Origin of the sequence: Aquabacterium sp. (genome assembly GCF_036273115.1) — a bacterium.
In the GTDB taxonomy this organism is placed as follows: domain Bacteria; phylum Pseudomonadota; class Gammaproteobacteria; order Burkholderiales; family Burkholderiaceae_C; genus Aquabacterium.
This window is the reverse complement of record NZ_DASUIN010000026.1, coordinates 1-23,635: the sequence shown is the minus strand read 5'-3', so window position 1 is coordinate 23,635 and position 23,635 is coordinate 1. Positions and strand designations below refer to the sequence as shown.

Here is a 23,635-nt window from a genome sequence, read left to right as displayed (position 1 = left end):
GCGGTCAGACCCGCTCGAATTGCACCCCGGCATAACGCGACAAGCGGCTCAAGTACCGGTCGTCAAACATCGTGGCGGGCGTCCAGAATCCGCCTGCGCGGCCTGTCTTGGCGCCATCTTGTACGTGATCCAAGGCCAGGCTCAATACCGCCTGCCCCAGCATCTTGCCGGTTGAACCATAGCCCGGATCGCGATCACCTGTGACGCGAGTCTGAAGCACCTGCCCCTGCGAGTTACGCCCCACGAAGCGCAGATCGAACCGGCCCGCCAACTGGGCTTGCGGACTGGGGCCCTCACCAGGCTTGGGCAGCACAAAGCGCTCCAGCAAGGCCCGGGTCGGGGCCATCACCACCCCCACCATGAAGGCAGCCAGGCCGGCCACCATCATCGTGGCACTCAAGCGCCCCTTGAAACCGCCGCCCGTCAGCACGCCCTCGTTGTAGGTGAAATCGGCCCCGTAGGCGCGCCCCGACAAGGCGTTGCTACGGTGAACCACGCGCTCATTGATGGCCGCCATCACAAACGGGGCCACCCAGGCTTTCAGATCGGCATCGTGCTCAACGCCTTGCACCACGTGCTGGCGGGCCGTGAGCCCATGGCCTGTGGGACACAGCGAATAGGGATTGCGCAGCTCCTTGCGCAAAGCCGGATTCGAGGCCGCCTCTTTCACGACGTTGATCATGCTGGCCACGGTGCCACCTGAGGCACCGCCCTTGAGCACCTTCACGCGCATTTTCACTTGGGAGGCGGGCCCACCCCACACAGTCTGAGCCTGCTGCTGCAAGAAATAAACGCCCATGTCGGAAGGCACCGAATCAAAGCCACAGCAATGCACAATGCGTGCGCCTGACTGCTTGGCAGCGCCTTCGTAGCGTTCAATCATCTGGCGGATCCACTGCGCCTCACCGGTCAGGTCGCAGTAGTCGGTGCCCGTCTCGGCACACACCTTCACCAGCGGCTCACCATACAGCGCGTAAGGCCCCACGGTGGACACCACCACCCGCGTCTGTGCGCACAGGGCACGCAGATCGGCTTCATTGGCCGCATCGGCCACGATGACGGGCAAATCTTGACCCAAAGACCCCAGGGCTTGCTTGACGTCTTGCAGCTTCGAAGCGGATCGTCCGGCAATGGCCCAACGCACCGGCTCTCGATGCTGAGCCAAATGCTCAGCCAGATACCGCGTCAGGATCTGCCCCACAAAACTGCTTGCGCCAAAAACGACCAGGTCATAGGCCGACGTGCTCATCCAATGCTCCTGTTTCCTAATGGGTATGAATCGTCCCCATGATAGCCATCCCGGCCCAGTGGTGCTTTAATGCGTTCCAATCCACCTGCGTCAGCTGATGCTCAAGTCAACCGGGAACCCTTGCGATGACCACCTTCAGAACCAGCCGGCTGTTTCCCGTTGAGCCAGCGGCACTGTTTGATGCCATCCAGAACGGCAACAGGCTGGCCCGTTGGTGGGGCCCTCAGGGCTTTTCCAACCGCTTTTCTGTTTTCGAGTTTCACCCGGGGGGCCGGTGGGTGTTCGACATGGTGGGCCCCGACGGCACGGTCTACCCCAACGAATCGGTGTTCTCAACCATTGAGGTTGACCGGCGGGTCGTACTCAAACACGTGTGCGCACCGCACTTTGAGTTGACCATCCACTTGCACCCCCACCCAAAGGGCACCCTGCTGGAGTGGCAACAAGTCTTTGCCGACCCGGCCATTGCACAAGCCGTGCGCCACATCGTAGAACCAGCCAACGAGCAAAACCTCGATCGTCTGGCCGCCGAATTGGCTGGCGATCAGTCCGTGCGCTGCTGAGACGCGTTTGCAGCGTCTTGCCTGGCTTGCCAGGCCCGCAGCGCTTGGCGGTACTCATCCATGGCCATGTCGTGCAAATCAAAAATGCACGGATCGCACCCGCTGGCGCAACAGGCGTTGATGTCAGGGGCCTCGGGAGGCTCTGGCTTGGGATCAGGATGGGGTACAGCGTCACTCATGGCGAGCTATTCTGACGCAAGCGATTGGATTTTGCCCAAGACTGCGCCATAGCCCTTCAGGCTCAGAGCGCGATGGGCGCAGCAGTCAAAGGCCTCGTGCCCGCCGCCAGGTGTCTATATACAAGGCTTCCACCTTGGCACGCGCCCATGGCGTGCGACGCAGGAACTTCAGGCTGGAAGACACACTCGGGTCATGCGTGAAGCAGCGAATCGGAATCAGGCGCCCCAACTCAGCCCAACCGTAATGGTCAGCCAGGCACTCGACGATGTGTTCGAGCGTGGCGCCGTGCAGAGGGTTTTGGGGTTGGTGATCCATGGATGAAACAGAGCCGATGCTGATTGCCGAAAAACGCTCAGGCAATTGTAGGCGGTTGACCTGATCGGCCAAGCCCGGCTGCCACCCATTGGAAGGTTCGAAGGTACAACAATCGCCATCACGGCGATGTGTTACCAGCGCGAAAACCGCACCCGACTCAGGTCGAAACCTGAGCTTGGTGCGGGTTCACACGCAGCGGTGCGCCCTGACGGGCGCTACCGAAAAGTGCTCAGACCGAGTCTGATCAGAAGCGACGACCGCCGCCGAAGCCACCGCGATTGCCACCGCCGAAGCCACCAGGACGCTCTTCGCGTGGGCGGGCCTCGTTCACAACCAGGGCACGACCTTCAAACGAATGACCGTTCATGCCGCGGATCGCACCTTGTGCGTCTTCGCGAGAACCCATCTCAACGAAGGCAAAGCCCTTGGAGCGACCGGTGTCGCGATCCATCATGACCTTGGCAGACACGACCTGACCGAAACGGGAGAAGTGTTCCTGCAGATCATCGTCGCGCATGGAATAGGGCAAATTGCCAACGTAAAGCTTGCTGTCCATCATTGGACCTTTCAAAAAGAATATGCCGCGGTGAATCGATGCCTGCCGCGACCCCAGGCGATTTCTCAGAAGCGACGACGTGGGGCGCCGGAATAGGCACCGCCTGCGCGAGGCTCCAGATGGCGGAAGGTGATGCGGCCCTTGCTCAGGTCATAAGGCGACAACTCCAAAGAGACCTTGTCTCCCGCCAGAATACGAATGTGGTTCTTGCGCATCTTGCCGCCGCTGTAGGCGATCAAGGTATGACCGTTGTCCAGCGTGACGCGGAAACGCGAGTCGGGCAGCACTTCGGCCACTTGGCCGCGCATTTCAATCAGTTCTTCTTTAGCCATGGATTGCCTTTGCAAGTCGCTGTAGAGGTTGACTCAGTTCGCCCATCAAGCCGGCAGTGCCGGTTGCTGGACGTACGACAGCCCGACCTCCAGCGCGTAGTGCGCAGCAGCCTGGGGAGTGGAAAACTGAGGAATGAAGCGGTAAACCCGATCGTGGGTGCCGGAACCTCGTCCGCTGCGGATCGACAGCGAGGCCAGATACTGACCAGACTCGGTTTGACGGGTGATCGGAGAGAGCACAAAACGGCCGACCGTTTGAGCTTGGTGTGAGGAATGAATCAAGAAAAATTAGGGCTGCCGAAAGAGGCGAAGCCAATCAAGTCAGGCAAACGAAGCGGCATCGCACAACGACACGGCTTTTGCCTAGGGCACAAGGAGCGATTCGGATCCTGAGGAAGCAAGCTCTGAAAACGAGCGAATCAGGAGGATTGAACCAGACGATGCTTGCCTGGATACGGCAACCTGAAGCCAGATGATCTGGGAGGTTGCGAGAACTGCACCGCAGGGTGCGGGCAATCAACAAGTGCTGCGGAGGTAAGCGAAACTGCAGCAGATGCAAACCACTATAACAGTGAATGCGTTTCTGTGCAGATTATTTTTTGCCCCATCAAATTGGTGGGAAACAGACGCACAAGAAACCCACGCACACCCCAGCGGCCCGCGCGGGCGCAATCAGGCGGTGAACAGGAAAGCGTCAATTCAGCACGGATTCGTGGTTTTGTGCATTTGCTTTTGCGCAAACTGGCCGATCTGGTTAGGAACAATCCACGATAGCCATGTAGCATCTTGTTTCTAACGACCTTGTGGCATGCGCAATGACATGCCGCATGTTGTTGAAACAAATGGCATTCAAGGGACAGGGGGCCGCCATCAGGTTGGCCGCTTGAACACAAATCTTTTGTTCAAGGATGAGCACATGTCGGTGATGAAGAATTGGGCCCTGTCGTTGAGCTTGGCATTGGCCTCGGCGCTCCTGTCGCCTGCCCATGCTGCGGTCGAAGTAGCGGGGGTCAAATTTGAAGACACCTACAGCCTCGCTGGCCAACCCTTGCAGCTCAATGGCGCGGGCCTGCGCAAGATGATGTTCATCAAGGTGTACACCTTGGGTCTGTATGTTCAGAAGAAGGAAACCACGGCCCAAGGGCTGCTGGATGCCCCCGGCTACAAGAGCATGCACGTGGTGCTCAAGCGTGATGTCAAGGCGCAAAAGCTGATTGACGCACTGGTGTTTGGCGTGGAAAACAACACCCCTGAAGCCGAGTTGAAAGACCTTCGCCCGCGCCTGGAGCATTTGGCCAACGGCCTGCGTGCCGCCGGCGAAATCGAAGAAGACGCGATCGTGAAAATCGAATTCGTGCCGGGCCTGGGAACGGTTGTCAGCCACAACAACAAGATCCTGGTGAAGGACTTGCCAGGTGAAGACTTTTATCGTGCGCTGATGCGCATCTGGCTGGGCGAGAAGCCCGCCGATCGTGGACTCAAAGCCCGACTGCTGGGCGAAACAGACTGACCCAGCACCAACCATCGCGCGGACACGAGATGCGCCCTCGCCTGCTCACGTCTTGCAGTCTGAGTTGCCTGCTATGGGCGGCCTCCGGGCTCGCGCAGGCCGAAGACGTCATCAGCACGGATCGCCCTGGCACCGCCGAGTCGAGCACCGTGATGGCCCCCGGTCGCTTTCAAGTGGAAATGGGCTATGCCCAGGCCCGAGAAAGCAAGGATGCCCCCCGCAGCCGCACTCACACCACACCGCTGTTGCTTCGCATGGGCCTGACTGACCGGGTGGAGCTTCGCCTGGAAACAGACGGGCTGACGCGTGACAAGGTCTGGCTACCCGCAGGCCCAAGCACATCGCGTGGCACAAGCGACCTCGCCTTTGGGCTGAAATGGCAAATGGCGCCCTCTTCGGAAAGCGACAGCGCACCGAGCACCGCCTGGCTGTTTCACGTCGATGCGCCTACGGGCTCTGCCCCGTTCCGAGAACAAGGCTTGCGGCCTTCCGCACGCTACGTGGCCGAATGGGATTGGGGAACCTGGTCGCTGGGCGTCATGCCCGGTCTCTACACCAGCCATAACGACGCCAACCAGCGTTATGTGGGCGGCATCTTCGCCGTGTCACTGGGTGCCCAGCTGAACGACCGGACCCAAGCCTTCTTCGAGCTATCCGCAGACCAATTGACCTCGCGAAAGAACGGGGGCAATCAGGTGTCCATTGGAACTGGGCTGGCGTATCGCCTCGCCGACCGAGTGCAACTCGACTTCGCCGTTGCAAGGGGGCTGACCCAAGCCGCCCCCAAACAGCAATGGACGACCGGCATTTCAATTCTGTTCTGACACCGCCCCATCAAAGAGGCAGCCCCCACCAAGACCATGTCTTCCTTGACTGGCGCGAGACAAATGTCTATTTCGCAAGGCTGTTTTCGTATCGCTCAATCAATGCCTTGTAATCAGGGCTGGCTTTGAACTCCTTCAATTCGCGATCGAACTCGTCGAGCCAAGGCAGCGCACGTCCGTTCTTGCTAAAGCCGATATAAGAAGGCGTGACCCAAAGTGACGGCGACAGAATCTCAACCTGATCGTATGCGCCGAGGCTATGCAACTCAGCAATGGCTGTGGCCTTGTTTTCAATTGCGGCGTCAAATCGATCAGCCAGCAGCATCTTCATCACGCTCTCAGCCTGCATGGGCTCCTCGACTCGAGCCCACGCTTGCTTCTTGAGTTGATCAAAGTACGGGCTAACCGCTTTGTCCTTGTACAAACCGATCGAATACCGTCGCATGAACCCTTCCAAGTCACCGTCGTAACGAATGGCTCTGTTTTTCTTGACCAGCAGCACATTGACTCGATCGGCCAGACCAGTACCTGGATAAACCACAAACTCTTCGTATTCCGGCTTTTTCAGCAGGGTATAGATCAAATCGCATCGGCCGCTCTTGGCGTCAACACGAGCTCTCATCCAGGTCGAATAGTTGACCGTGATTTCCCAACGCAAGCGCTTTGCCACCTGCAACAGAACCTCACTCGCCAGGCCAGCAGGACTTCCATCAGACGCCTGAAAACTGTGCGGCGGCAGATTGTGGCTGCATGCGATGAAATGGGGACGTGTCTGCGCAAAGGATGGCGCGGCAAACACTGCAGCCATCCACAAAGCAAATCTGAAACCTGATGTGCACCACATGACCTTCACCCTATTTTCAGGGTCATTGGAGTCGAAGACGTTTTGCCATCCCCCATCTCAAATAGCCCCCCCATATTGAGCTTCAGATGGTATCCCGAGTCTGACTCGACATAACTAGGGTGCCCCCGACGTGCCAAACGTGAGCGTGGCGGGACTGCTTTGAGCGAGCGACGCCCATCACCTCTGGGATGCAATATTTCACGAGTGGGGTGTCGTGGTGGTCAAGCTATCCCTCCTGATCATCCGAAAGAGCAGACAATTTTTTGAGAAATCGACAAGGCTGAGGTAGGGTGTCCCATGCTCAAACGAATCAATGAATCAAACCGCCAGCGACTCGGCAATTTGATCTTGGCAGCGCTTGCAGTGGCCGTCGTCGCGGCGGCATGGGGAACCGCCGTGAGGGTCCATGACAGCATTTTGGAAGGCCGCGAGCAGGTCCGCGTCGCGGGCCAGCTCATCGCGAAGTCTCTGGATCACGAGCTCGATGTTCATGTGTCTTATCTGAACGCGATGTCTTACCAGGCAGAGCGCAGCCTATCCGGGCACGCCCCAACCCTGGACAACCCCATAGAACGACTGAAGCGCACAGCCAAAGGTGACGGATTTGAATCTGATCTTCCTCCTGGCTTCGGGGATCATCAGCACCTCGGACGCTTCACGGGATTGGGCCCCGTTCCCGGCATCAACGACCCCATCAAGCAGGAGATGCAGATGGTGGTGAGTCTGACTCCTCTGATGCGCGCCATCAAAGAGCGTGGCGACCACATTCCTTGGATCCACTACGCCTCTGCCCGAGGCTTCATGTTCATCTTTCCCTATCGGGGTTCCGAAAACTTCTTCTTCAACGAACAGCTGCTGAAAAGGGATTACTTCGCCAAAGCGACGCCAGAGGCCAACCCCGAGCGACATGTTCACTGGAGTCAGCCCTATACAGACGCCGCAGGTCAAGGAGAGATCGTGACCATCACGAAACCCGTGTACCAGGGCGACCACTTTCTTGGCAGTCTCAACATTGATTTCAAGTTAGAGAGCTTGCGCCAGTTTCTGCGTGGCGTGCCCATTCCGAAAACCCACATCCACATCACGAAGAACCCTGAGGGTCAGACGATTCTCCAGGCCTGGGCTCACGAAGACGATGTAGGCAAGCCACATGATCGCATCGTGCTCCCCCTTTCAAATGCACCCTGGGCAGTCGAACTCACCATCGATGAAGGAGCGCTCTTGGCCGCATCGTTGCAAGGTCGGATGTGGCATCTGATGGCCGTGATCGCACTGGCCGTGACGTTTCTGTTTCTGCTCATGTTGACCCGCAGTCATCGCCTTGCACGAAACTTGGCCATTACTGATGGACTGACAGGGCTGCACAACCGTCGCTACTTTGATGCAATGGCAGGACAGCAGTTCGAACTGGTACGCCGCAAGCACCTCACAACTGGCCTGATATTGCTCGACATCGATTTCTTCAAGAAATACAACGACCACTACGGCCACCAGCAAGGCGACGTTGCGCTCAAGGCCGTTGCAGGTGCGATCCGCAAAGCCTTGCGCCGCGAAGTTGACCAAGTCTTTCGGGTTGGGGGAGAAGAGTTCGCCGCATTACTGCCCTTGAACAGCCCCTCGGAGCTACCAGTAATGATGGAGAGGATCAACCAGGAAGTCCGGGATCTTGCACTGGAGCATGTGGGCAATCCCAGTGGACGGATGACGGTCTCCATTGGAGGTGTTTGCATAGCTGGCAACAGATGGATGCCTGTCAGTGAGGCATACAAGGTGGCAGATGATGCGCTTTACCGAGCCAAGACCTCAGGTCGTGACAGAGCAGTGGTTGCTGAGCCGATTGCCAATTAATGCCGATCGATGGAGTCACTTGTGCCCCACTCTGCCGTGTGGGCAAGAAAAGAAAAAGGCCACGGACACAAGCCGTAGCCTTCAGGGGGAGCCTGATGCCTAGATCAGGCAAAACATGACAAGGTGGATCGCGTCAGCGATGAGTAATCGACTTCAAGCGCCAGTCAAGGACGAACAGGTAAAGCGCTTTTGTATCGGAGAGACCCGAACAAAGCAGCCGAACCTCCCTCGCAATGCTGCTCGAAGTCTACTGCCAAGCGAGCAACCTTACCACTACCGTCATAGACGACCTCGAGCACGTCGAATCGACCAGTCACGGAATTGCAACCTCTTCCATCACCAGAAAAGCTAACGCCATTGCCTGAGCCATTGAAAGGTGCTCTTGTGGCGTTTTCATATGATCCAACACGAATCGGAACGCCGCCACCCGACAGATCAAGTGACCAGCCGCCCGGTGTGTTCGAGGCAAACCTCAGATAGGTGGGGCCTGCGTAGCCCGCAAAATCGCCTGCCGGAGATGGGATCACCTGCTGCAAGCCTTGCCCGACATAGTCACCAGGCTGACTTCTAAAGTACAACAAGTTGGTGCTCTCCGGTTCCGAGATCACGGTGATTGTCTTTCTCGCATATTCGACCTGACCGTTCACATCCGTGATCTGCAGTTGCACGGTCACACTAGCGTTGCCCACAACTCCGTCATTCAATGTCACCGTTGTAGTCGGCTTGTCGGGGTCACTGAAGGTTACGCCGACTCCGTTCACTTGAGTCCAGCGGTAACTCACAATGCCATTTGTGCTTTGGGATGACGCTGCGCTCAAGGTCACGGGCCTGATGCGGGTCAGTAGAGGCACATCAAAAGGGAAGGTGATGGCCGCACTCAGAGAAGCGTCAACGGTGAATCTGTACATCGAGTCACTCAACATGTTGCCCATGGAGTCTCTGTAGAGAATGGCACCCAACGCGCCTCCATTCTCATTGACCGCCTGCAACATGTACGTAACGCCATGCTGAAGAGGCTGAGATGGCGTGAGAAGCAAGTATGCCCCCTTGACTTGAAGGGTCAGCGGCACCACGGCGTCGCCCCAGATATTGGGATTCCCGTAGTCGTAGTTGGTCCTGACCAGTTGCAAACGCGGGAGGGAATCAGCGTCCAACTCCCGAGAGAACTGGATCGCCATACTGGGCAGCTGGCTCATGACCCCTGTCGAAAACGGGGACTTCAAAATACGGAAATCGTTAGATAAGAAGGGCCTTGCGCTCCCCGCGGCAAACTGACTTTGCGCGCCCAGATCCTCGCCCCACCAAATGACCCCCGTTGTCAACTGCCCCCATTCTGCGTAGCCTTGGTCCTCCGCAACCCCATCTCCATTGACATCGAATGCATAAGAGGCCCGATTGCTATCGATGACGTAATTGGCCTTCAGCTTGGCCACAGCCTGCCCAGATGCTCGAACATGAATCTCGCCGCTATCCGGATAGGTATCGAAATAGCTAGCCAGCGCTACGGGGGTGGACACATTCAACGAGCCACCAAGATAAACACTTTGGAGCTGGAAATTAAGACTGGTCACGACCCGTGCGCGCTCGCGACTCAAGGTCTGCCGGATGTCGATCAGCCGTGCTTGCTCCGTATCCTGCACAACCTCGCTATCCCTTTGGTATGAACCCGTTATCCTCAGGTCATCTTTTGACGATGAGGCCACAGCAATCTGGCGTGTCAGCCCATCATCGGACCAAGTGACATTCATCGTTCCCAGCACATAGGATTGGGACTGATCCGCTTGATCGACCAGCAGCAAACCTGAGCCGTAATCCACCCCCATCGTCAGGGTGTTGTCGCTTTTGGAGAGGATTGAGATCAAAACTGTGCCGGTCAGTATCGAGCCGGTTTGAGCAATTGCACAGTCACGATATTTGATGGTGAGCGTGTCACCTGAGACCCTTTGTGCGTTTTCGGCACCAATCGCCCAGCTGGTCTGGACAATGCCCCCGTTGGCGCATGAACTGCTCGTAGCAGCGCTCCCGACTGCCTGCACTGTTTGAACTGCCGCCAATTTCGCAAGCGCGAGCACAGCGTCGCCTACGCTGGCGCCAAAACCCATGGCCGTATCAGCATTGTCGGAAGTTAACGCAAAGGCTTGTGCAGGCGCATCGTTTTGGCTTTGAACATAGGCTGGTGAATCACCGCCACCGCCACCACATGCCGTCAAGCCCAAACTCAGCAAAGCTACTGCGCCCAGGAGTTTTTGATGCGTCCGCTTATTCCTGCTGCTCATGTCCTACCCTTGTTACTCCGATCCAGCCATCTATTTTCGTTGATACGCCTTTGGCGGAGAAACTAACGCCCCCCCTTGATTCAATGAATCGGTGGCGCAAAGTTCAGGCCTTCCCTCGAATTTTTCCAGTATGCGAAGACCGTCTGGCGTGCCCCCTCATGCTCATGACTGCAGGCGAGGATCCAAATTCAATCGCCCCCAAGAAAAAAGGCCCCGAAGGGCCTTTCTCATTCCACCGTCACACTCTTGGCAAGGTTCCGAGGCTTGTCCACGTCGGTGCCCTTGGCACATGCGGTGTGATACGCCAGCAGCTGCAGCGGCACCACGTGCAAGATGGGGGACAAGGCACCGTAGTGCTCTGGCAAGCGAATGACATGAATGCCAGGCTCGGCCTGGATGTGGGTGTCGCCATCGGCGCACACATACAGCTCGCCGCCGCGGGCCTTCACTTCCTGCATGTTGCTCTTGAGCTTTTCCAGCAGGGCATCGTTGGGGGCCACCACCACCACGGGCATCTCAGCGGTCACCAGGGCCAGGGGGCCGTGCTTCAGCTCACCGGCAGGGTAGGCTTCGGCGTGGATGTAGCTGATTTCCTTGAGCTTGAGCGCGCCCTCCAGGGCGATGGGGTAGTGCATGCCGCGACCCAGGAACAAGGCGTTGTCTTTGCGGGCGAATGAATCGGCCCAGGCCATGACTTGGGGCTCCAAGGCCAGCACCGACTGCAGGGCGGCAGGCAGGTGGCGCATGGCGTTGAGATGCTCGGTTTCCTGCTCGGGGCTGAGGTGGCCACGCAGCTTGGCCAGCGTCAGGGTCAGCAGGAACAGGCCAGCCAGCTGGGTGGTGAAGGCCTTGGTAGACGCCACACCAATTTCCACACCGGCACGGGTCACGTAAGCCAGTTTGCATTCGCGCACCATGGCGCTGGTCGACACGTTGCAGATGGTGAGCGTGTGCTCCATGCCCAGGCTGCGTGCATGCTTGAGCGCCGCAATGGTGTCAGCCGTTTCGCCCGACTGGCTGATGGTGACCACCAGGGTGCTGGGTTCGGGCACGCTGTCGCGGTAGCGGTATTCGCTGGCCACTTCGATCTGGGTGGGAATCTTGGCGATGGATTCGAGCCAGTACTTGGCGGTCGAGCCCGAGTAGTAGCTGGTGCCGCAAGCCAGAATCAGCACACGGTCGATCTTGCCAAACACCTCGGCAGCGTTGTCACCAAACAGGCTGGGGGTGATGGCGTGCACACCTTCGAGCGTGTCGGCAATGGCGCGAGGCTGCTCGAAAATTTCCTTTTGCATGTAGTGGCGGTAAGGGCCCAGTTCGACCGCACCGCTGTGCGCGGTGACGGTGCGCACGGGGCGCTCGGCCAGGTCCACACGGGTGTGCGCGGTGGCACCGGGCGCGATGTGTTCGATCCAGTGGCGGCCGGGCTGCAGGTCCACCACATCGCCCTCTTCCAGGTACACGATCTGGTCGGTCACGCCAGCCAGGGCCATGGCATCAGACGCGAGGAAGCGCTCGGAGGCGTCCACCCCACCCACGCCCATGATCAAAGGCGAGCCTTGGCGGGCGCCCACCACACGCTGGGGTTCATCGCGGCAGAACACGGCAATGGCGTAGGCCCCCGTCAGGCGCAGCGTGGCGGCCTTCACGGCGGCGTACAGATCGCCGTCGTACAGGTGGTCCACCAGGTGGGCAATGACTTCGGTGTCGGTCTGGCTCAGGAACACGTAGCCCTTGGCCTGGAGTTCGCGACGCAGTTCCTCGTGGTTCTCAATGATGCCGTTGTGAACCAGGGCGATGCGGCCAGGCTTGGAGGTGGCAGCATCGGCACCAGGGCCGTGCGAGAAGTGCGGGTGGGCGTTGTGCACCGCAGGCGCGCCGTGGGTGGCCCAGCGGGTGTGGGCAATGCCCAGGGTGCTGTTCACACCGTCTTGCTCGGCTTGCGAAGCCAGTTCGGCCACGCGCTGGGTGCTGCGGGTGCGGCGCAACTGGTTGTCTTGCAAGACCGCGACGCCGCAGGAGTCATACCCGCGGTATTCGAGGCGCTTGAGGCCTTCAACCAGAACTGGAACGATGTTGCGCGAACCAACGGCGCCGACGATGCCACACATGGGTCAGGACTCCCGAGCAATGAAATAAATCAAGTGGTTCGCGATCGTATCCACCCCAACAAGAAATGTTCTTCCTTTTTTTGCACACTTACGAAACAATCAACCATTCGTGAAATTTGAACAAATAAATGATTCACGAATAAACATTTATTGAAATATTCTTCCACCAACATGAGTTCCCCCCCGCATCTGGATGCCATTGATCTGCGGCTGCTGAACCTGCTGCAACACGACGCCAGCCTGTCGAACCAGGCTTTGGCTGATGCCGCACACCTGTCAGCGGCCACCTGCCACCGCCGGGTGAAGCGCCTGTGGGACGAGGGCTTCATTGAACGGCAGGTGGCCATCTTGTCGCCCGAACGGCTGGCCGATGCCTTGGGCTGGGGTTTGTCAGCGCTGGTGGAAATCAGCCTGGATGTGCAAACCCAGGAGGCGCTGGACGCGTTTGAAGCGAAGGTGACGCAAGACGCGCAGGTGCAGCAGGTATGGCGCGTGTCACCCGGCCCTGACTTTGTGCTGGTGATGCAGGTGGCCGACATGCCGGCCTACCAGGACCTGGCCAAACGCCTGTTCACGGAAGACACCCGCGTGCGCAATGTGCGGGCCTTCTTCTCCATCAAGCGGGCGAAGTTTCACCCGCAGTGGCCGCTTCCGGGCGCCGGCAGCCAAGCCCCCGTCTCATCGAGCTGAGCTCGGCTCCGATTCCATGGCCTGACCATCCTGGCGCAGGTTCAAGGGCTGGCCGTCCAGCGGGTGGGAAGGAATGCTGCGGCGCTTGCCCGGCCCAGGCGCCCCATCCAGCTCTGACAGCTGAATGAGTTCTTCATTCGACAGCTTGGACAACTCCGTCACCGACGGCGCCCGCTGCCCCGGTGCCGCACCAGACGCGGCGGCTCGGGCGGCACCCACACCAGCCACCGATCGCTCACGCCCCACTACGGGCACCTCGATGGGATGACCTTGAACCGGGCTGGCCGCGTACTGCTCAGACAGGGCCTTTTCCATCTGGTGCTGAACCACCATGTTCGAGATCCAGAAGGCGCCCCCAATCAAAAGCACCGCACCAAACGAGCCGCCTAACAAGATCGCGCGGCGTGAATGAAACCAGAGTTGCTCTTGCTCAGGTGCTTTGGGTGGCAGCCATTCCATGTCAACCCGCGCCTGCACCGGCTCGGCCTCTGCGACCGGCTGGGCGGGCACCTTGCCCCCCACCCGCGACTTGCGCAAGGCCGTCTTCTTGGCCAGCAGGGCATCGTATTCACGACGACGATCGGGGTGAATGAGAACCTGGTATGCCGTGTTCAGCGCCGCCATTTCGGCATTGGCTGCTTCTGTGGCGTGGTCGTCTGACGCCGCGGCCTGACGGTCGGGGTGATACTTCGCAGCCAGGACACGATAGGCTGCGCGGATGACCTCCACCGGGGCATCCTGGGTGACCTTCAGGCGGGCGTAGTGACTCATGCTCAGCGCTTGGTTTTCTGTGGGCGCTGCCAGCCCGCCAACGACACCTGCTTGGCACGGGCCACGGTGAGCTGCCCTGCCGGCGCATCTTTGCTGATGGTGCTGCCGCCGCCAATGGTGGCGCCTTCACCCAGGGTGACGGGCGCGATCAAGACGCAGTTGGAGCCCACATGCACGTCGTTGCCAATGACGGTGCGGTGCTTGTTGGCCCCGTCGTAATTGGCGGTGATGGCACCGGCGCCATAGTTGACGCGCTCGCCCACGGTCGCATCGCCCAGGTAGGCCAGGTGGTTGGCCTTGGCACCCTTGGCCATGGTGCTGTTCTTGACCTCAACGAAGTTGCCGATGTGCACCTCTTCACCCAACTCGGCGCCCGGACGCAGACGAGCAAAAGGCCCGATGAGCGAACCGGCCCCCACCGTGGCACCCAGGGTGTCGCCATCGATGTGGGTGAAGGGGTGAATGACGGCCCCGTCGCCAATGACGGCGTTGCGAATGACACAGTTGGCGCCGACTTGCACGTTGTTGCCCAGCTTGACCTGGCCTTCGAAGATGCAGTTGACATCGATGTCAACGTCTTGCCCACAGGTGAGCTGACCACGCAGATCGAAACGCGCTGGATCAGCCAGGCGAACGCCCTGCTCCATCAGCTTGTTGGCCTGAGCCTGCTGGTGCCGGCGCTCCAGGTCAGCCAGTTGCGCGGGGCTGTTCACACCCAGCACTTCGACTTCGTCACGAGGCTGGGCAGCCACCACGGGCACGCCATCGGCCTGAGCCATGGCCACCACGTCGGTCAGGTAGTACTCGCCTTGGGCATTGTTGTTGTTCAGGCGGCTCAGCCATTGCTTGAGCTTGGCGGTGGGCGCGGCCATCATGCCGGTGTACACCTCGCGAATCGCGCGCTGTTCAGCGCTGGCGTCTTTGTGCTCAACGATGCCGAGCACCTTCACACCACTGGCATCACGCACGATGCGGCCATAGCCGGTGGGATCGTCCAGATGAATGGTGAGCAGCGCCAGGTGGTCGCCACGGCAGGCGTCGATCAGGGCCTGCGCGGTGCTGGCTTCGATCAAGGGGGTATCGCCGTTGAGGATGAGGGTGACCCCGTCGTCAGGCAACACGGGCACGGCCTGCTGCACGGCGTGGCCGGTACCCAACTGAGGCTCCTGGCGCACAAACTGCAAAGGGGCCTGAGCAAAAGCCGAACGCATTTCCGCTTCGACCATGTCGGCCCCATGGCCGGTGATGACCACTTGCTGCTGCGCAGACAAGGTGGAGGTGGTGCCAATCACATGCGCAAGCATGGGCCGCCCGGCGAGCTTGTGCAGCACCTTGGGGCGAGACGATTTCATGCGGGTGCCTTTGCCCGCAGCCATGATGACAATGGAAAGCGACATGTGAGGAAACAACCTGGTTGAATAGGGGTTCAGCGATTGTCAGAAGGGATCGTGACAGTCACGGTACGGGGGCTGATGGCCGGCAAAGGAAAGTCCTTCATGGCGGCCTCGAACAGATAGGTGAACAAGCGGTCATCGGCCGCACCAACGCGGTCATGCCGTGCATGGGTTTCGTACAGAACCTGGCTGGTGCGCCGATCACGGATCAGCACATCGACCTGCATCTGCGTGTAAGGTGGCTCGAACTGCATGGACAGGGAAATGCCGCTGCGGCCACCGCTGCCCCACCAGCCGCCAAAGCCCGGGCCCCACGGACCCCAGAACGGGTCGTAAGTCGGGCGGCGTTGTTCGACCACAACCTGGGCGCCCACTTGCACGGTCACATCGGCCTGATTGGCGTCGGGCACGCGCTCGAAACCAGCGGTGGCCAGCACGGGCTCAGCCGCCGCTTCAAGGCGGTCTTGCTGCTCCACACGGGCCTGCTGGGAGGGCAGACGCTCGAACACGTAGCGCCCCGGCTTGCGTCCATCGGGCCAGCTACCGTAGCTCGACACCTGGCTGGTGACGGCATTCTGAGTGGCGCACCCACCCAGCAGCAGCACGCCCAGAGCCAACGCAGCGGCAACCCGGGGCACGATCGGGGCGGCGGACGGAGCGGCGGTCTGGGTGTGCATGCAGTGAACCTCAGTCGGCTTTGCGGATGGGAATGGCGCTCAGCGAGATCTTGGTCTCGGCGGGCAGGCCATCCGACGGGTCGCCACAACCTTCGTCTTCGTCAAAGGCAATGTCGCCGCCCTTCATGGGGGCGCCGGTGGCCTTGATGGTTTCGAAGGGGTAGAGCTTGCGGTCCATCATGTGCGAAGGAATGATGTTCGACAAGGCGGTGAACATGTTGTCGACACGACCAGGGAACTTGCGGTCCCACTCGTTGATCATTTCGCGCATTTGCTGGCGCTGCAGGCCTTCCTGGCTACCGCACAGGTTGCAAGGAATGATGGGGAACTCTCGATGCTCGGCGTATTTGGCCAGGTCCTGCTCACGGCAGTAGGCCATGGGGCGAATGACCACGTGCTCACCGTTGTCGGTGACCAGCTTGGGTGGCATGCCCTTGAGGGTGGAGCCGAAGAACATGTTCATGAACATGGTCTGCAGGATGTCGTCGCGGTGGTGGCCCAGGGCGATCTTGGTGCAGCCGAGTTCGGTGGCCACGCGGTACAAGATGCCGCGGCGCAGACGCGAGCACAGCGAGCAAGTGGTCTTGCCCTCGGGCACGACCTTCTTCACCACACTGTAGGTGTCTTGCTCTTCAATGCGGAAGGGCACGCCGACCTTGGTCAGGTACTCGGGCAGCACGTGCTCGGGGAAACCGGGCTGCTTCTGGTCCAGGTTCACGGCCACGATCTCGAATTTGATGGGCGCCCGCTTTTGCAGGTTCATCAGGATGTCGAGCATGCCGTAGCTGTCTTTGCCGCCCGACATGCACACCATGACCTTGTCGCCGTCTTCGATCATGTTGTAGTCGGTGATGGCTTCACCCACCAAGCGGTGCAACTTCTTGCTGAGCTTGTTCATTTCGAAGGCATGGCGGGCGGCCTTCTTTTCAGCTTCGTCATCGTTGGCGGCGTCGCCGTGGTGCACGGCTTCGGCGTACATGGCGGCAGCGGCCACAGCCAGAGCGTCGTCCATGTGATGGGCCTCGGCGAGGTCGGAAGCGGAAACGGGTGGGGTGTTACGGGCGGCGTCTTTCATGGGCCGCGATTTTCGCCGATCCAGGCAAAAAAGGGCGGAAAAGCCAGAGGATTCGGCTCAAAAGTGGTCGATTGGGGGCTCAAACCCCATCAAACAAGGGTAAGGTTTGCGGACCTTTCTCACGATCCGAAGGCGCGGGCTCGGTGCCGTCGCCTTTTTGCAGGTTTTCTACCTTCACCCCCAACAGGCGCAAGCGGCGCTCCAGCGGCACGGTTTTCAGGCATTGCCCGGCCCAGTGGCGAATGGTGGCCGCGTCGCGCGTGGGGTGCGGCAAAGTGATGCTGCGGGTCACGGTTTTGAAGGCATCGTCGCGCAGCTTGATGCCCACGGTGCGGCCTGCATAGCCTTTGCGCAGCAAATCGGCCGCGACTTGCTGGCACAAACGGGTGAAGACTTCGCCCAGTTGCTCTCGGTCTTGCCTGGGGTGCAAGTCGCGCTCGAAGGTGGTTTCACGGCTGAGCGACTTGGGCTCGCTGTAGGTCACCACCGGGCGGTTGTCATCTCCCCGAGCGGCTCGATATAGCCACTGACCGTAGTTGCCACCGAAGTGGTCAATCAGCCAGTCGAGTTCGCACTGAGCCAACTGACCAATGGTCTCTACCCCCAGGGTTTGGAGCTTCTGTGTGGCCTTGGGGCCGATGCCATTGATGCGCTTGACCGGCAGAGGCCAGATGCGTGTGGGCACCTCGTCGAGGGTCAGCAAAGTCAGGCCGTTGGGCTTGTCGAGCTCGGAGCAGATCTTGGACAACAGCTTGTTGGGGGTGATGCCGATCGAACAGGTCAGCCCTGTGGCGTCGAACACGGCTTGCTTGATGCGCTGCGCCAGATCACGAATGCCGGCCAAGGGGTCGTCTGGGGTGCCGTCTTGCGCGCCAGGCACGTCGCTCAGGTCGAGGTAGATTTCATCAATGCCCCGGTCTTCCATGACGGGGGCGATTTGGGTGACGGCCTGTTTGAACAGGCGCGAATAGTGCCGGTAGGCATCGAAGTCGACCGGCAGCAAGATGGCGTCGGGTGCCAGGGCGGCGGCTTTCATCATGCCCATGGCCGAGTGCACACCCAAGGCCCGCGCCTCGTAGGTGGAGGTGGTGATGACGCCGCGGCCCACATAGTCGCGCAGGCGGGCGTAGTGCCAGCTGCCATCGGACAACTGCTGGGGGCGCTGGTCGCGTCGCCCGCCAATGACCACCGGCTGCCCACGCAACTGTGGGTAGCGCAGCAACTCCACGGACGCATAGAAGGCGTCCATGTCGAGGTGAGCGATCAGGCGCCGCTTCACCTCAGGTCACCTCACCACTGGCCCGTTTCCATGCGGATGGCCACTTCGCAGTCATCGAAGATTTCCAACTTGGCAATCTTCACCCGCACACCCAGCACGCCGGGCAGATCCATCAAGCGCTTGCAGAGCTTGCCGATCAAGGTTTCGAGCAAGTTCACGTGCTCGGCCGTGCACTCTTCGATGATGATGGTGCGGACACGGCGGTAGTCGAGCACGTGCATCAAGTCGTCATCGCAGGGCAGCAAGGGTTGGCTGCCCATGTTCATTTCGGCATCGACCATGATGGGCTGGGGCGCCACTTTTTCGTGGTCCAGCACACCGAGGTTGGCATCGAAGCGCAAGCCGGTCAGGTTCAGGGTTTGGTTGCCTTTGGTCAGGGACATGGAACGGGCTCCGTTGCGCTCACATCATTGAAAAATCGCGGTCGAACCGCTGGAGGTGCTGTCCACCATCGACCAACAAGGTGGTCCCCGTGATGGAGCGGTTTTGCAGGGCAAAGGCCACGGTGGCGGCCACGTCTTCCGGGGTGGAAGAGCGCCCCAGTGGCGATTGCCGATGCAGTTGTTCGAACTTCTCGCCCTGCAGCCAGTCGCTGGTCAAGGTCAGCCCAGGGGCCACGCCCACCACGCGCACGTGCGGCGCCAAGCTCAATGCCAGCAAGGTGTTGGCCGCTTCGAGCGCCGCTTTCGACAGGGTGTAGCTGAAAAAATCCGGGTTCGGGTTCCACAGCTTCTGGTCAAGCAAATTGACCACGGCCCCCGCCGCATCGGGCTCACCGCCTTGTGCCCGGGCCTGCACATGCTCGGCCAGGCATTGGCCCAGCACCACCGCGGGGGCAGCATTGGCGCGCATGTGGCGCTCGAGCATGGCGTAGCTGAAGGTGGCGGCGGTGTCGTATTCGAAGGTGGACGCACTGTTGACCACCGCCTGCAGCCCCCCGAAAGCGGCCACCGTGCTGGGCACCAAGGTGCGCACTGCGGCTTCGTCTGACAGGTCTGCCTGCAGCACGACGGCACGGCGCCCCAAGCGTTCGATGTCTTGCTGGGTGGCCTGGGCTTCATCCAGCGAATGGCGGCAATGAATGGCCACGTCCCAGCCTTGTCGAGCCAATTCAAGCGCAATGGCTCGCCCCAGACGGCGTGCGGCCCCGGTGACCAGAACCGCCCCGCGCGCACTGGCTGGTGTTGCTTGTGTGGAGTTTTCTGACATGGTTCCTACAATCGGGGCATGAACGCCCCTCGTACGCCTGATCACGCGGACCACAGTGTAGTGGCCGCCCCGCTGCCCGGCCACCCGTTGGCCCGCATGATTGCCGATGAAATTCGGCACCACGAAGGCTGGATTCCGTTTGATCGCTACATGGAGCTGGCCCTGTACAGCCCCGGTTTGGGCTACTACAGCGGCGGCAAGCGCGTGCTGGGCCACGTGCCGCAAGATGGCAGCGACTTTGTGACCGCACCCGAGCTGACACCGCTGTTTGGCGAGACCCTGGCCAAGCAAGTGGCCCAGGCACTGGACGCCACCGGCACCGACGAGATCTGGGAGTTTGGCGCGGGCACCGGCGCCCTGGCCGAGCAACTGGTCAGCGCACTGGGTGATCGCATCAAACGCTACACCATCGTGGACCTGTCGGGTAGCCTGCGCGACCGCCAGCACCAGCGCATGATCAAGCACCTGCCCGAACTGGCGCACAAGGTGGTGTGGGCTGACAGCCTGCCCGAGCAGTTCGATGGCGTGGTGGTGGGCAACGAAGTGCTTGATGCCATGCCGGTGAAGCTCTTGTTCTGGACCGGGCACGAATGGCTGGAACGAGGCGTGGGCCTGGACCCCGCCAGTTCGGTTGAAGACCCCCGCTTCATCTGGTTGGACAGGGCCGCAGCGCCCGGCAGCCGCCCGCCCAGCGAATACCAGGACAGCGATTTCGTTCCCGACACCGTGGTCGAGACCCACGCGCCTGCGGAAGCCTTTGTCGCCACGCTGGCCCAACGCATGGGCACTGGCGCCGCCTTCTTCCTTGACTACGGCTTTCCAGAGTCCGAGTTCTACCTGCCCCAGCGCCGAGGCGGCACCCTGATGTGCCACCAAGGCCACCAGAGCGACCCCGACCCGCTGAGCGCGGTGGGCGAGAAAGACATCACCGCGCACGTCAACTTCACCGGCATTGCCCTGGCCGGGCAGGAGGCTGGCTGGCAGGTGCTGGGCTACACCAGCCAAGGCCGCTTCCTGACCAACTGTGGTCTGCTGGAATCGCTGCAGCAGCCCTCCGACAGCCCCAATGCCGCCGATTTCAAAACCCGCGCGGCCGTACAAATGCTCATCACCGAGCATGAAATGGGCGAACTGTTCAAGGTGATTGGCTTTGTCAAAGGCCCCTGGTTTGACGCCATCGGGTTTGTCCACGGTGACCGCACGCACACCCTGTGAGCGGGTCAAAACAAGAGAGTAAGTACATACTTACTTGCGCGTTTCTGGTCCGCCATTAGATGCAGACAATCAAGGTCATTGCGAGATCTGACAGCGGTTTTGCTGCACTGCCGCGATAATGCGAACCATGCTGCAACAACGCACCCTCAAATCCTTGACCCGCGCCGTGGGCGTGGGCCTGCACAGCGGCCAGCGCGTGGAACTGACGCTGCGCCCTGCACCGGCCAACACGGGGATCGTGTTCCGCCGGGTGGACTTGGCCGAGCCGGTTGACATTCCCGTGAACCCGCAAGCCGTGTGCGATTGCCGCATGGCCACCACCATTTCTCCCGCAGGTGACCCGGGCGCGCCCAAGGTCAACACGATTGAGCACCTGATGTCAGCCTGCGCCGGCTTGGGCCTGGACAACCTCTACATCGACATCACGGCCGAAGAAGTGCCCATTCTGGATGGCTCGTCAGCAGCGTTCGTGTACCTGCTGCAAAGCGCCGGCATCGAGTTGCAAAAGGCCCCCAAGCGTTTCATTCGCGTGATCAAGCCGGTGGAAATTCGCGAAGGCGAAGGCCGCACCCTGAAGTGGGCCCGCCTGGAGCCCTATCACGGCTACAAACTGGCGTTTGAAATCGATTTTGACCACCCCGCGGTGGACCAGACCGGCCAGCGCGTGGAGTTCGATTTCAGCAGTGGCCAGTACAAGCGCGACATTGCCCGCGCCCGCACCTTCGGCTTCACCAAAGACGTGGAAATGATGCGTTCGCGCGGCCTGGGCCTGGGTGCCAGCATGGAAAACGCCATCGTGGTCGACGACTACCGTGTGCTCAACAGCGATGGCCTGCGCTACGACGATGAGTTCGTGAAGCACAAGATCCTTGACGCCATTGGTGACTTGTACGTGGCAGGCTACCCGCTGCTGGCCGCTTACAGCGCCTACAAGTCGGGCCACGCCCTGAACAACAAGCTGCTGCGCGTGCTGATGGACCAGCCCGACGCCTACGAAATCGTGAGCTTTGCCGATGAGTCGAAGGCCCCCAAAGGCCTGAGCGAACTGGCCCCTGCTTGGTAAACACGCACGAGGCATCCACGCATGGCTTTGTTTCGCCTGGCTTTCCTGATTCTGGCCGCGGGCTTTGGCCTGAGCATGGGCTTGCATGTGCTGACCGGCCAGGCCGTCTGGCGCCAACGTGCCATGCAAATTCTGAAGTGGGGCGTGGTGGTGGCCTTGTGTTTCTTCGGCTTGATCATCCTGCGCAGGGCCGCCGTCTTCATCTAGATCAAGAATCCCAAAACGTCAGGGAACACTGACACACAAACATGGGGTTACCCCCCTGTATGCGGGGTGTTTGACGTGCCTACGATGGCACCTCACAACACGCATCTGACGCCGGGCAACAGACCTGGCGCGAGAGGAGACCCGCATGGATTACGCCACGTTGTATCGGCGCTCTATCGCTGACCGCGATGCCTTCTGGCAAGAGCAAGCCAGCCGCATCGAGTGGCATCGTCCTTTCGACCATGTGTGCGATTTCAGCCATCCGCCCATGGCGCGCTGGTTCGTCGGCGGGCAAACCAATCTGTGCCACAACGCCGTCGACCGCCATGTGGCCACGCGCCCCGACCAGCCTGCGCTGATCCACGTGTCGACCGAAACAGGTGAGGAACGCATCCTCAGCTACGGGCAGCTGCACGTGGAAGTGCAACGCATGGCCGCGGTGCTGCAATCCTTGGGCGTAAGCAAGGGCGACCGCGTCCTGATCTACATGCCCATGATCCCCGAGGCCGTGATCGCCATGTTGGCCACGGTGCGCATCGGGGCCATTCATTGCGTGGTGTTCGGCGGCTTCGCCAGCCACGCTCTGGCCAGCCGCATTGACGATGCAGCCCCCACCGTGATCGTGACCACCGACGCGGGCTCACGCGGGGGCAAGGTCATTCCCTACAAGCCTTTGCTGGACGAAGCCCTGCGCCTGTCCAAGCACAAGGTAGCGCATGTGGTGCTGGTCAACCGCGGGCTCGCGTCCGCCGACATGATCACCCCCCGAGATGTGGACTACGCCCTGGCCCGCAAGCTACATATGGACGCCATGGTGCCTTGCGAATGGGTGGAGTCCACACACCCCAGCTACATCCTGTACACCAGCGGCACCACGGGTAAACCGAAAGGGGTGCAGCGGGATACGGGGGGTTATGCCGTCGCCCTGGCGGCATCGATGGAACACATCTACCAAGGCAAATCAGGCGAGACCTTTTTCTCAGCCAGTGACATTGGTTGGGTGGTGGGCCACAGCTACATCGTCTACGGCCCCTTGCTGGCGGGCATGAGCACCATCATTTACGAAGGCCTGCCCATTCGGCCAGACGCTGCCATTTGGTGGTCTTTGGTTGAAAAGTACAAAGTCAGCGTGATGTTTTCGGCGCCCACAGCCATCCGCGTGCTCAAAAAGCAAGACCCCGATTGCCTCAAACGGCATGACCTGTCCAGCCTGCGGCACCTGTTTTTGGCTGGCGAACCGTTGGACGAGCCCACTGCCAAATGGATTGGCGATGCCATCGGCAAACCCATCATCGACAACTACTGGCAAACAGAAACCGGCTGGCCCATCCTCAGCTTGGCACGAGGCATCGACGCCAGCCAGCAAACCAAGCTCGGCTCACCCGGCATCCCGATGCGGGGTTACGACGTGAAGTTGCTCAGCGAGCAAACAGGCGAAGAGTTGACC

General features: G+C 60.3%; 25 protein-coding genes. 9 read left to right on the top strand and 16 right to left on the bottom strand.

Going from position 1 to position 23,635, the window contains the following annotated elements; all coding sequences use genetic code 11:
• Window positions 1–4 precede the first annotated feature (4 nt).
• Entirely contained in the window at window positions 5–1,249 is a 1,245-nt protein-coding gene (locus VFW72_RS11275; protein WP_329674394.1) for a saccharopine dehydrogenase family protein, read from the bottom strand.
• 125 nt (window positions 1,250–1,374) lie between these two features.
• Between VFW72_RS11275 and VFW72_RS11270 the strand changes: the two genes are divergently transcribed.
• Window positions 1,375–1,812, top strand: a complete 438-nt coding sequence (locus tag VFW72_RS11270; RefSeq protein WP_329674393.1) for an SRPBCC domain-containing protein — start codon at window positions 1,375–1,377, stop codon at window positions 1,810–1,812.
• Here the strand turns inward: VFW72_RS11270 and VFW72_RS11265 are convergent.
• The 5 genes from VFW72_RS11265 to VFW72_RS11245 form a co-directional block, all read right to left on the bottom strand.
• Window positions 1,794–1,991, bottom strand: a complete 198-nt coding sequence (locus VFW72_RS11265) for an oxidoreductase-like domain-containing protein (RefSeq protein ID WP_329674392.1) — start codon at window positions 1,989–1,991, stop codon at window positions 1,794–1,796. The genes VFW72_RS11270 and VFW72_RS11265 overlap by 19 nt on opposite strands.
• Before the next feature lie 85 nt (window positions 1,992–2,076).
• A complete protein-coding gene (locus tag VFW72_RS11260) occupies window positions 2,077–2,307 on the bottom strand; it encodes a VF530 family protein (protein ID WP_329674391.1) in 231 nt (76 codons plus the stop codon).
• Window positions 2,308–2,551: 244 nt separating this feature from the next.
• Entirely contained in the window at window positions 2,552–2,866 is a 315-nt protein-coding gene (locus VFW72_RS11255; RefSeq protein ID WP_329674390.1) for an RNA-binding protein, read from the bottom strand.
• Window positions 2,867–2,928: 62 nt separating this feature from the next.
• A complete protein-coding gene (gene infA, locus VFW72_RS11250; protein ID WP_329674389.1) occupies window positions 2,929–3,195 on the bottom strand; it encodes a translation initiation factor IF-1 in 267 nt (88 codons plus the stop codon).
• 45 nt (window positions 3,196–3,240) lie between these two features.
• Window positions 3,241–3,477 (bottom strand): hypothetical protein, encoded by a 237-nt coding sequence (locus VFW72_RS11245; RefSeq protein WP_329674388.1) that lies wholly within the window; start codon window positions 3,475–3,477, stop codon window positions 3,241–3,243.
• A gap of 634 nt (window positions 3,478–4,111) precedes the next feature.
• Between VFW72_RS11245 and VFW72_RS11240 the strand changes: the two genes are divergently transcribed.
• The gene (locus VFW72_RS11240) at window positions 4,112–4,705 is read left to right on the top strand and encodes a chalcone isomerase family protein (protein ID WP_329674387.1); all 594 of its coding nucleotides are present in this window, start codon (window positions 4,112–4,114) and stop codon (window positions 4,703–4,705) included.
• Window positions 4,706–4,734: 29 nt separating this feature from the next.
• Window positions 4,735–5,529 carry a transporter gene (locus VFW72_RS11235; RefSeq protein ID WP_329674386.1) on the top strand — a complete coding sequence of 265 codons (795 nt, stop codon included), beginning with the start codon at window positions 4,735–4,737 and terminating at the stop codon, window positions 5,527–5,529.
• A 67-nt stretch (window positions 5,530–5,596) separates the two neighbouring features.
• On the opposite strand, the gene VFW72_RS11230 is transcribed toward VFW72_RS11235, so the two are convergent.
• Window positions 5,597–6,337 (bottom strand): substrate-binding periplasmic protein, encoded by a 741-nt coding sequence (locus VFW72_RS11230; protein ID WP_329674385.1) that lies wholly within the window; start codon window positions 6,335–6,337, stop codon window positions 5,597–5,599.
• 333 nt (window positions 6,338–6,670) lie between these two features.
• Here VFW72_RS11230 and VFW72_RS11225 point away from each other — a divergent pair, with 333 nt between their 5' ends.
• A complete protein-coding gene (locus VFW72_RS11225; RefSeq protein ID WP_329674384.1) occupies window positions 6,671–8,221 on the top strand; it encodes a diguanylate cyclase in 1,551 nt (516 codons plus the stop codon).
• Between the two features lie 164 nt (window positions 8,222–8,385).
• Here VFW72_RS11225 and VFW72_RS11220 read toward each other — a convergent pair whose 3' ends face one another.
• Together VFW72_RS11220 and glmS are read right to left on the bottom strand one after the other, a co-directional pair.
• A complete protein-coding gene (locus VFW72_RS11220; protein ID WP_329674383.1) occupies window positions 8,386–10,497 on the bottom strand; it encodes a hypothetical protein in 2,112 nt (703 codons plus the stop codon).
• Window positions 10,498–10,724: 227 nt separating this feature from the next.
• Window positions 10,725–12,608: a glutamine--fructose-6-phosphate transaminase (isomerizing) gene (gene glmS, locus VFW72_RS11215; RefSeq protein ID WP_329674382.1), complete on the bottom strand. Its 1,884-nt coding sequence runs from the start codon at window positions 12,606–12,608 to the stop codon at window positions 10,725–10,727.
• Between the two features lie 171 nt (window positions 12,609–12,779).
• Here glmS and VFW72_RS11210 point away from each other — a divergent pair, with 171 nt between their 5' ends.
• Window positions 12,780–13,298 (top strand): Lrp/AsnC family transcriptional regulator, encoded by a 519-nt coding sequence (locus tag VFW72_RS11210; protein ID WP_329674381.1) that lies wholly within the window; start codon window positions 12,780–12,782, stop codon window positions 13,296–13,298.
• Here the strand turns inward: VFW72_RS11210 and VFW72_RS11205 are convergent.
• The 7 genes from VFW72_RS11205 to VFW72_RS11175 all read right to left on the bottom strand — a co-directional run bounded on the left by VFW72_RS11205 (window position 13,287) and on the right by VFW72_RS11175 (window position 19,703).
• Window positions 13,287–14,069: a J domain-containing protein gene (locus VFW72_RS11205; RefSeq protein ID WP_329674380.1), complete on the bottom strand. Its 783-nt coding sequence runs from the start codon at window positions 14,067–14,069 to the stop codon at window positions 13,287–13,289. The two genes, VFW72_RS11210 and VFW72_RS11205, sit on opposite strands and share 12 nt — an antisense overlap.
• 2 nt (window positions 14,070–14,071) lie before the next feature.
• Window positions 14,072–15,466 (bottom strand): bifunctional UDP-N-acetylglucosamine diphosphorylase/glucosamine-1-phosphate N-acetyltransferase GlmU, encoded by a 1,395-nt coding sequence (gene glmU / locus VFW72_RS11200; protein WP_329674379.1) that lies wholly within the window; start codon window positions 15,464–15,466, stop codon window positions 14,072–14,074.
• 29 nt (window positions 15,467–15,495) lie between these two features.
• The gene (locus VFW72_RS11195) at window positions 15,496–16,140 is read right to left on the bottom strand and encodes a DUF4136 domain-containing protein (RefSeq protein ID WP_329674378.1); all 645 of its coding nucleotides are present in this window, start codon (window positions 16,138–16,140) and stop codon (window positions 15,496–15,498) included.
• Window positions 16,141–16,150: 10 nt separating this feature from the next.
• Window positions 16,151–17,119: a tRNA 2-thiocytidine(32) synthetase TtcA gene (gene ttcA / locus VFW72_RS11190; protein ID WP_329674481.1), complete on the bottom strand. Its 969-nt coding sequence runs from the start codon at window positions 17,117–17,119 to the stop codon at window positions 16,151–16,153.
• A 175-nt stretch (window positions 17,120–17,294) separates the two neighbouring features.
• A complete protein-coding gene (locus tag VFW72_RS11185; protein WP_329674480.1) occupies window positions 17,295–18,464 on the bottom strand; it encodes a DNA polymerase IV in 1,170 nt (389 codons plus the stop codon).
• Window positions 18,465–18,505: 41 nt separating this feature from the next.
• Entirely contained in the window at window positions 18,506–18,877 is a 372-nt protein-coding gene (locus tag VFW72_RS11180) for a dihydroneopterin aldolase (protein ID WP_329674377.1), read from the bottom strand.
• Window positions 18,878–18,896: 19 nt separating this feature from the next.
• Complete coding sequence (locus VFW72_RS11175; RefSeq protein WP_329674376.1) at window positions 18,897–19,703, bottom strand: SDR family oxidoreductase; 807 nt, start codon at window positions 19,701–19,703, stop codon at window positions 18,897–18,899.
• A gap of 18 nt (window positions 19,704–19,721) precedes the next feature.
• On the opposite strand from VFW72_RS11175, the gene VFW72_RS11170 reads away from it, so the two are divergent.
• From VFW72_RS11170 to VFW72_RS11155, 4 genes are all read left to right on the top strand, one after another.
• A complete protein-coding gene (locus tag VFW72_RS11170) occupies window positions 19,722–20,918 on the top strand; it encodes a class I SAM-dependent methyltransferase (RefSeq protein WP_414638794.1) in 1,197 nt (398 codons plus the stop codon).
• 127 nt (window positions 20,919–21,045) lie between these two features.
• On the top strand, window positions 21,046–21,981 hold the full coding sequence (gene lpxC, locus VFW72_RS11165; RefSeq protein ID WP_329674375.1) for a UDP-3-O-acyl-N-acetylglucosamine deacetylase: 936 nt from the start codon (window positions 21,046–21,048) through the stop codon (window positions 21,979–21,981).
• A gap of 21 nt (window positions 21,982–22,002) precedes the next feature.
• The gene (locus VFW72_RS11160) at window positions 22,003–22,188 is read left to right on the top strand and encodes a hypothetical protein (RefSeq protein WP_329674374.1); all 186 of its coding nucleotides are present in this window, start codon (window positions 22,003–22,005) and stop codon (window positions 22,186–22,188) included.
• Window positions 22,189–22,333: 145 nt separating this feature from the next.
• On the top strand, window positions 22,334–23,635 hold a 1,302-nt coding region (locus VFW72_RS11155; RefSeq protein WP_329674373.1), incomplete at its 3' end, for an AMP-binding protein.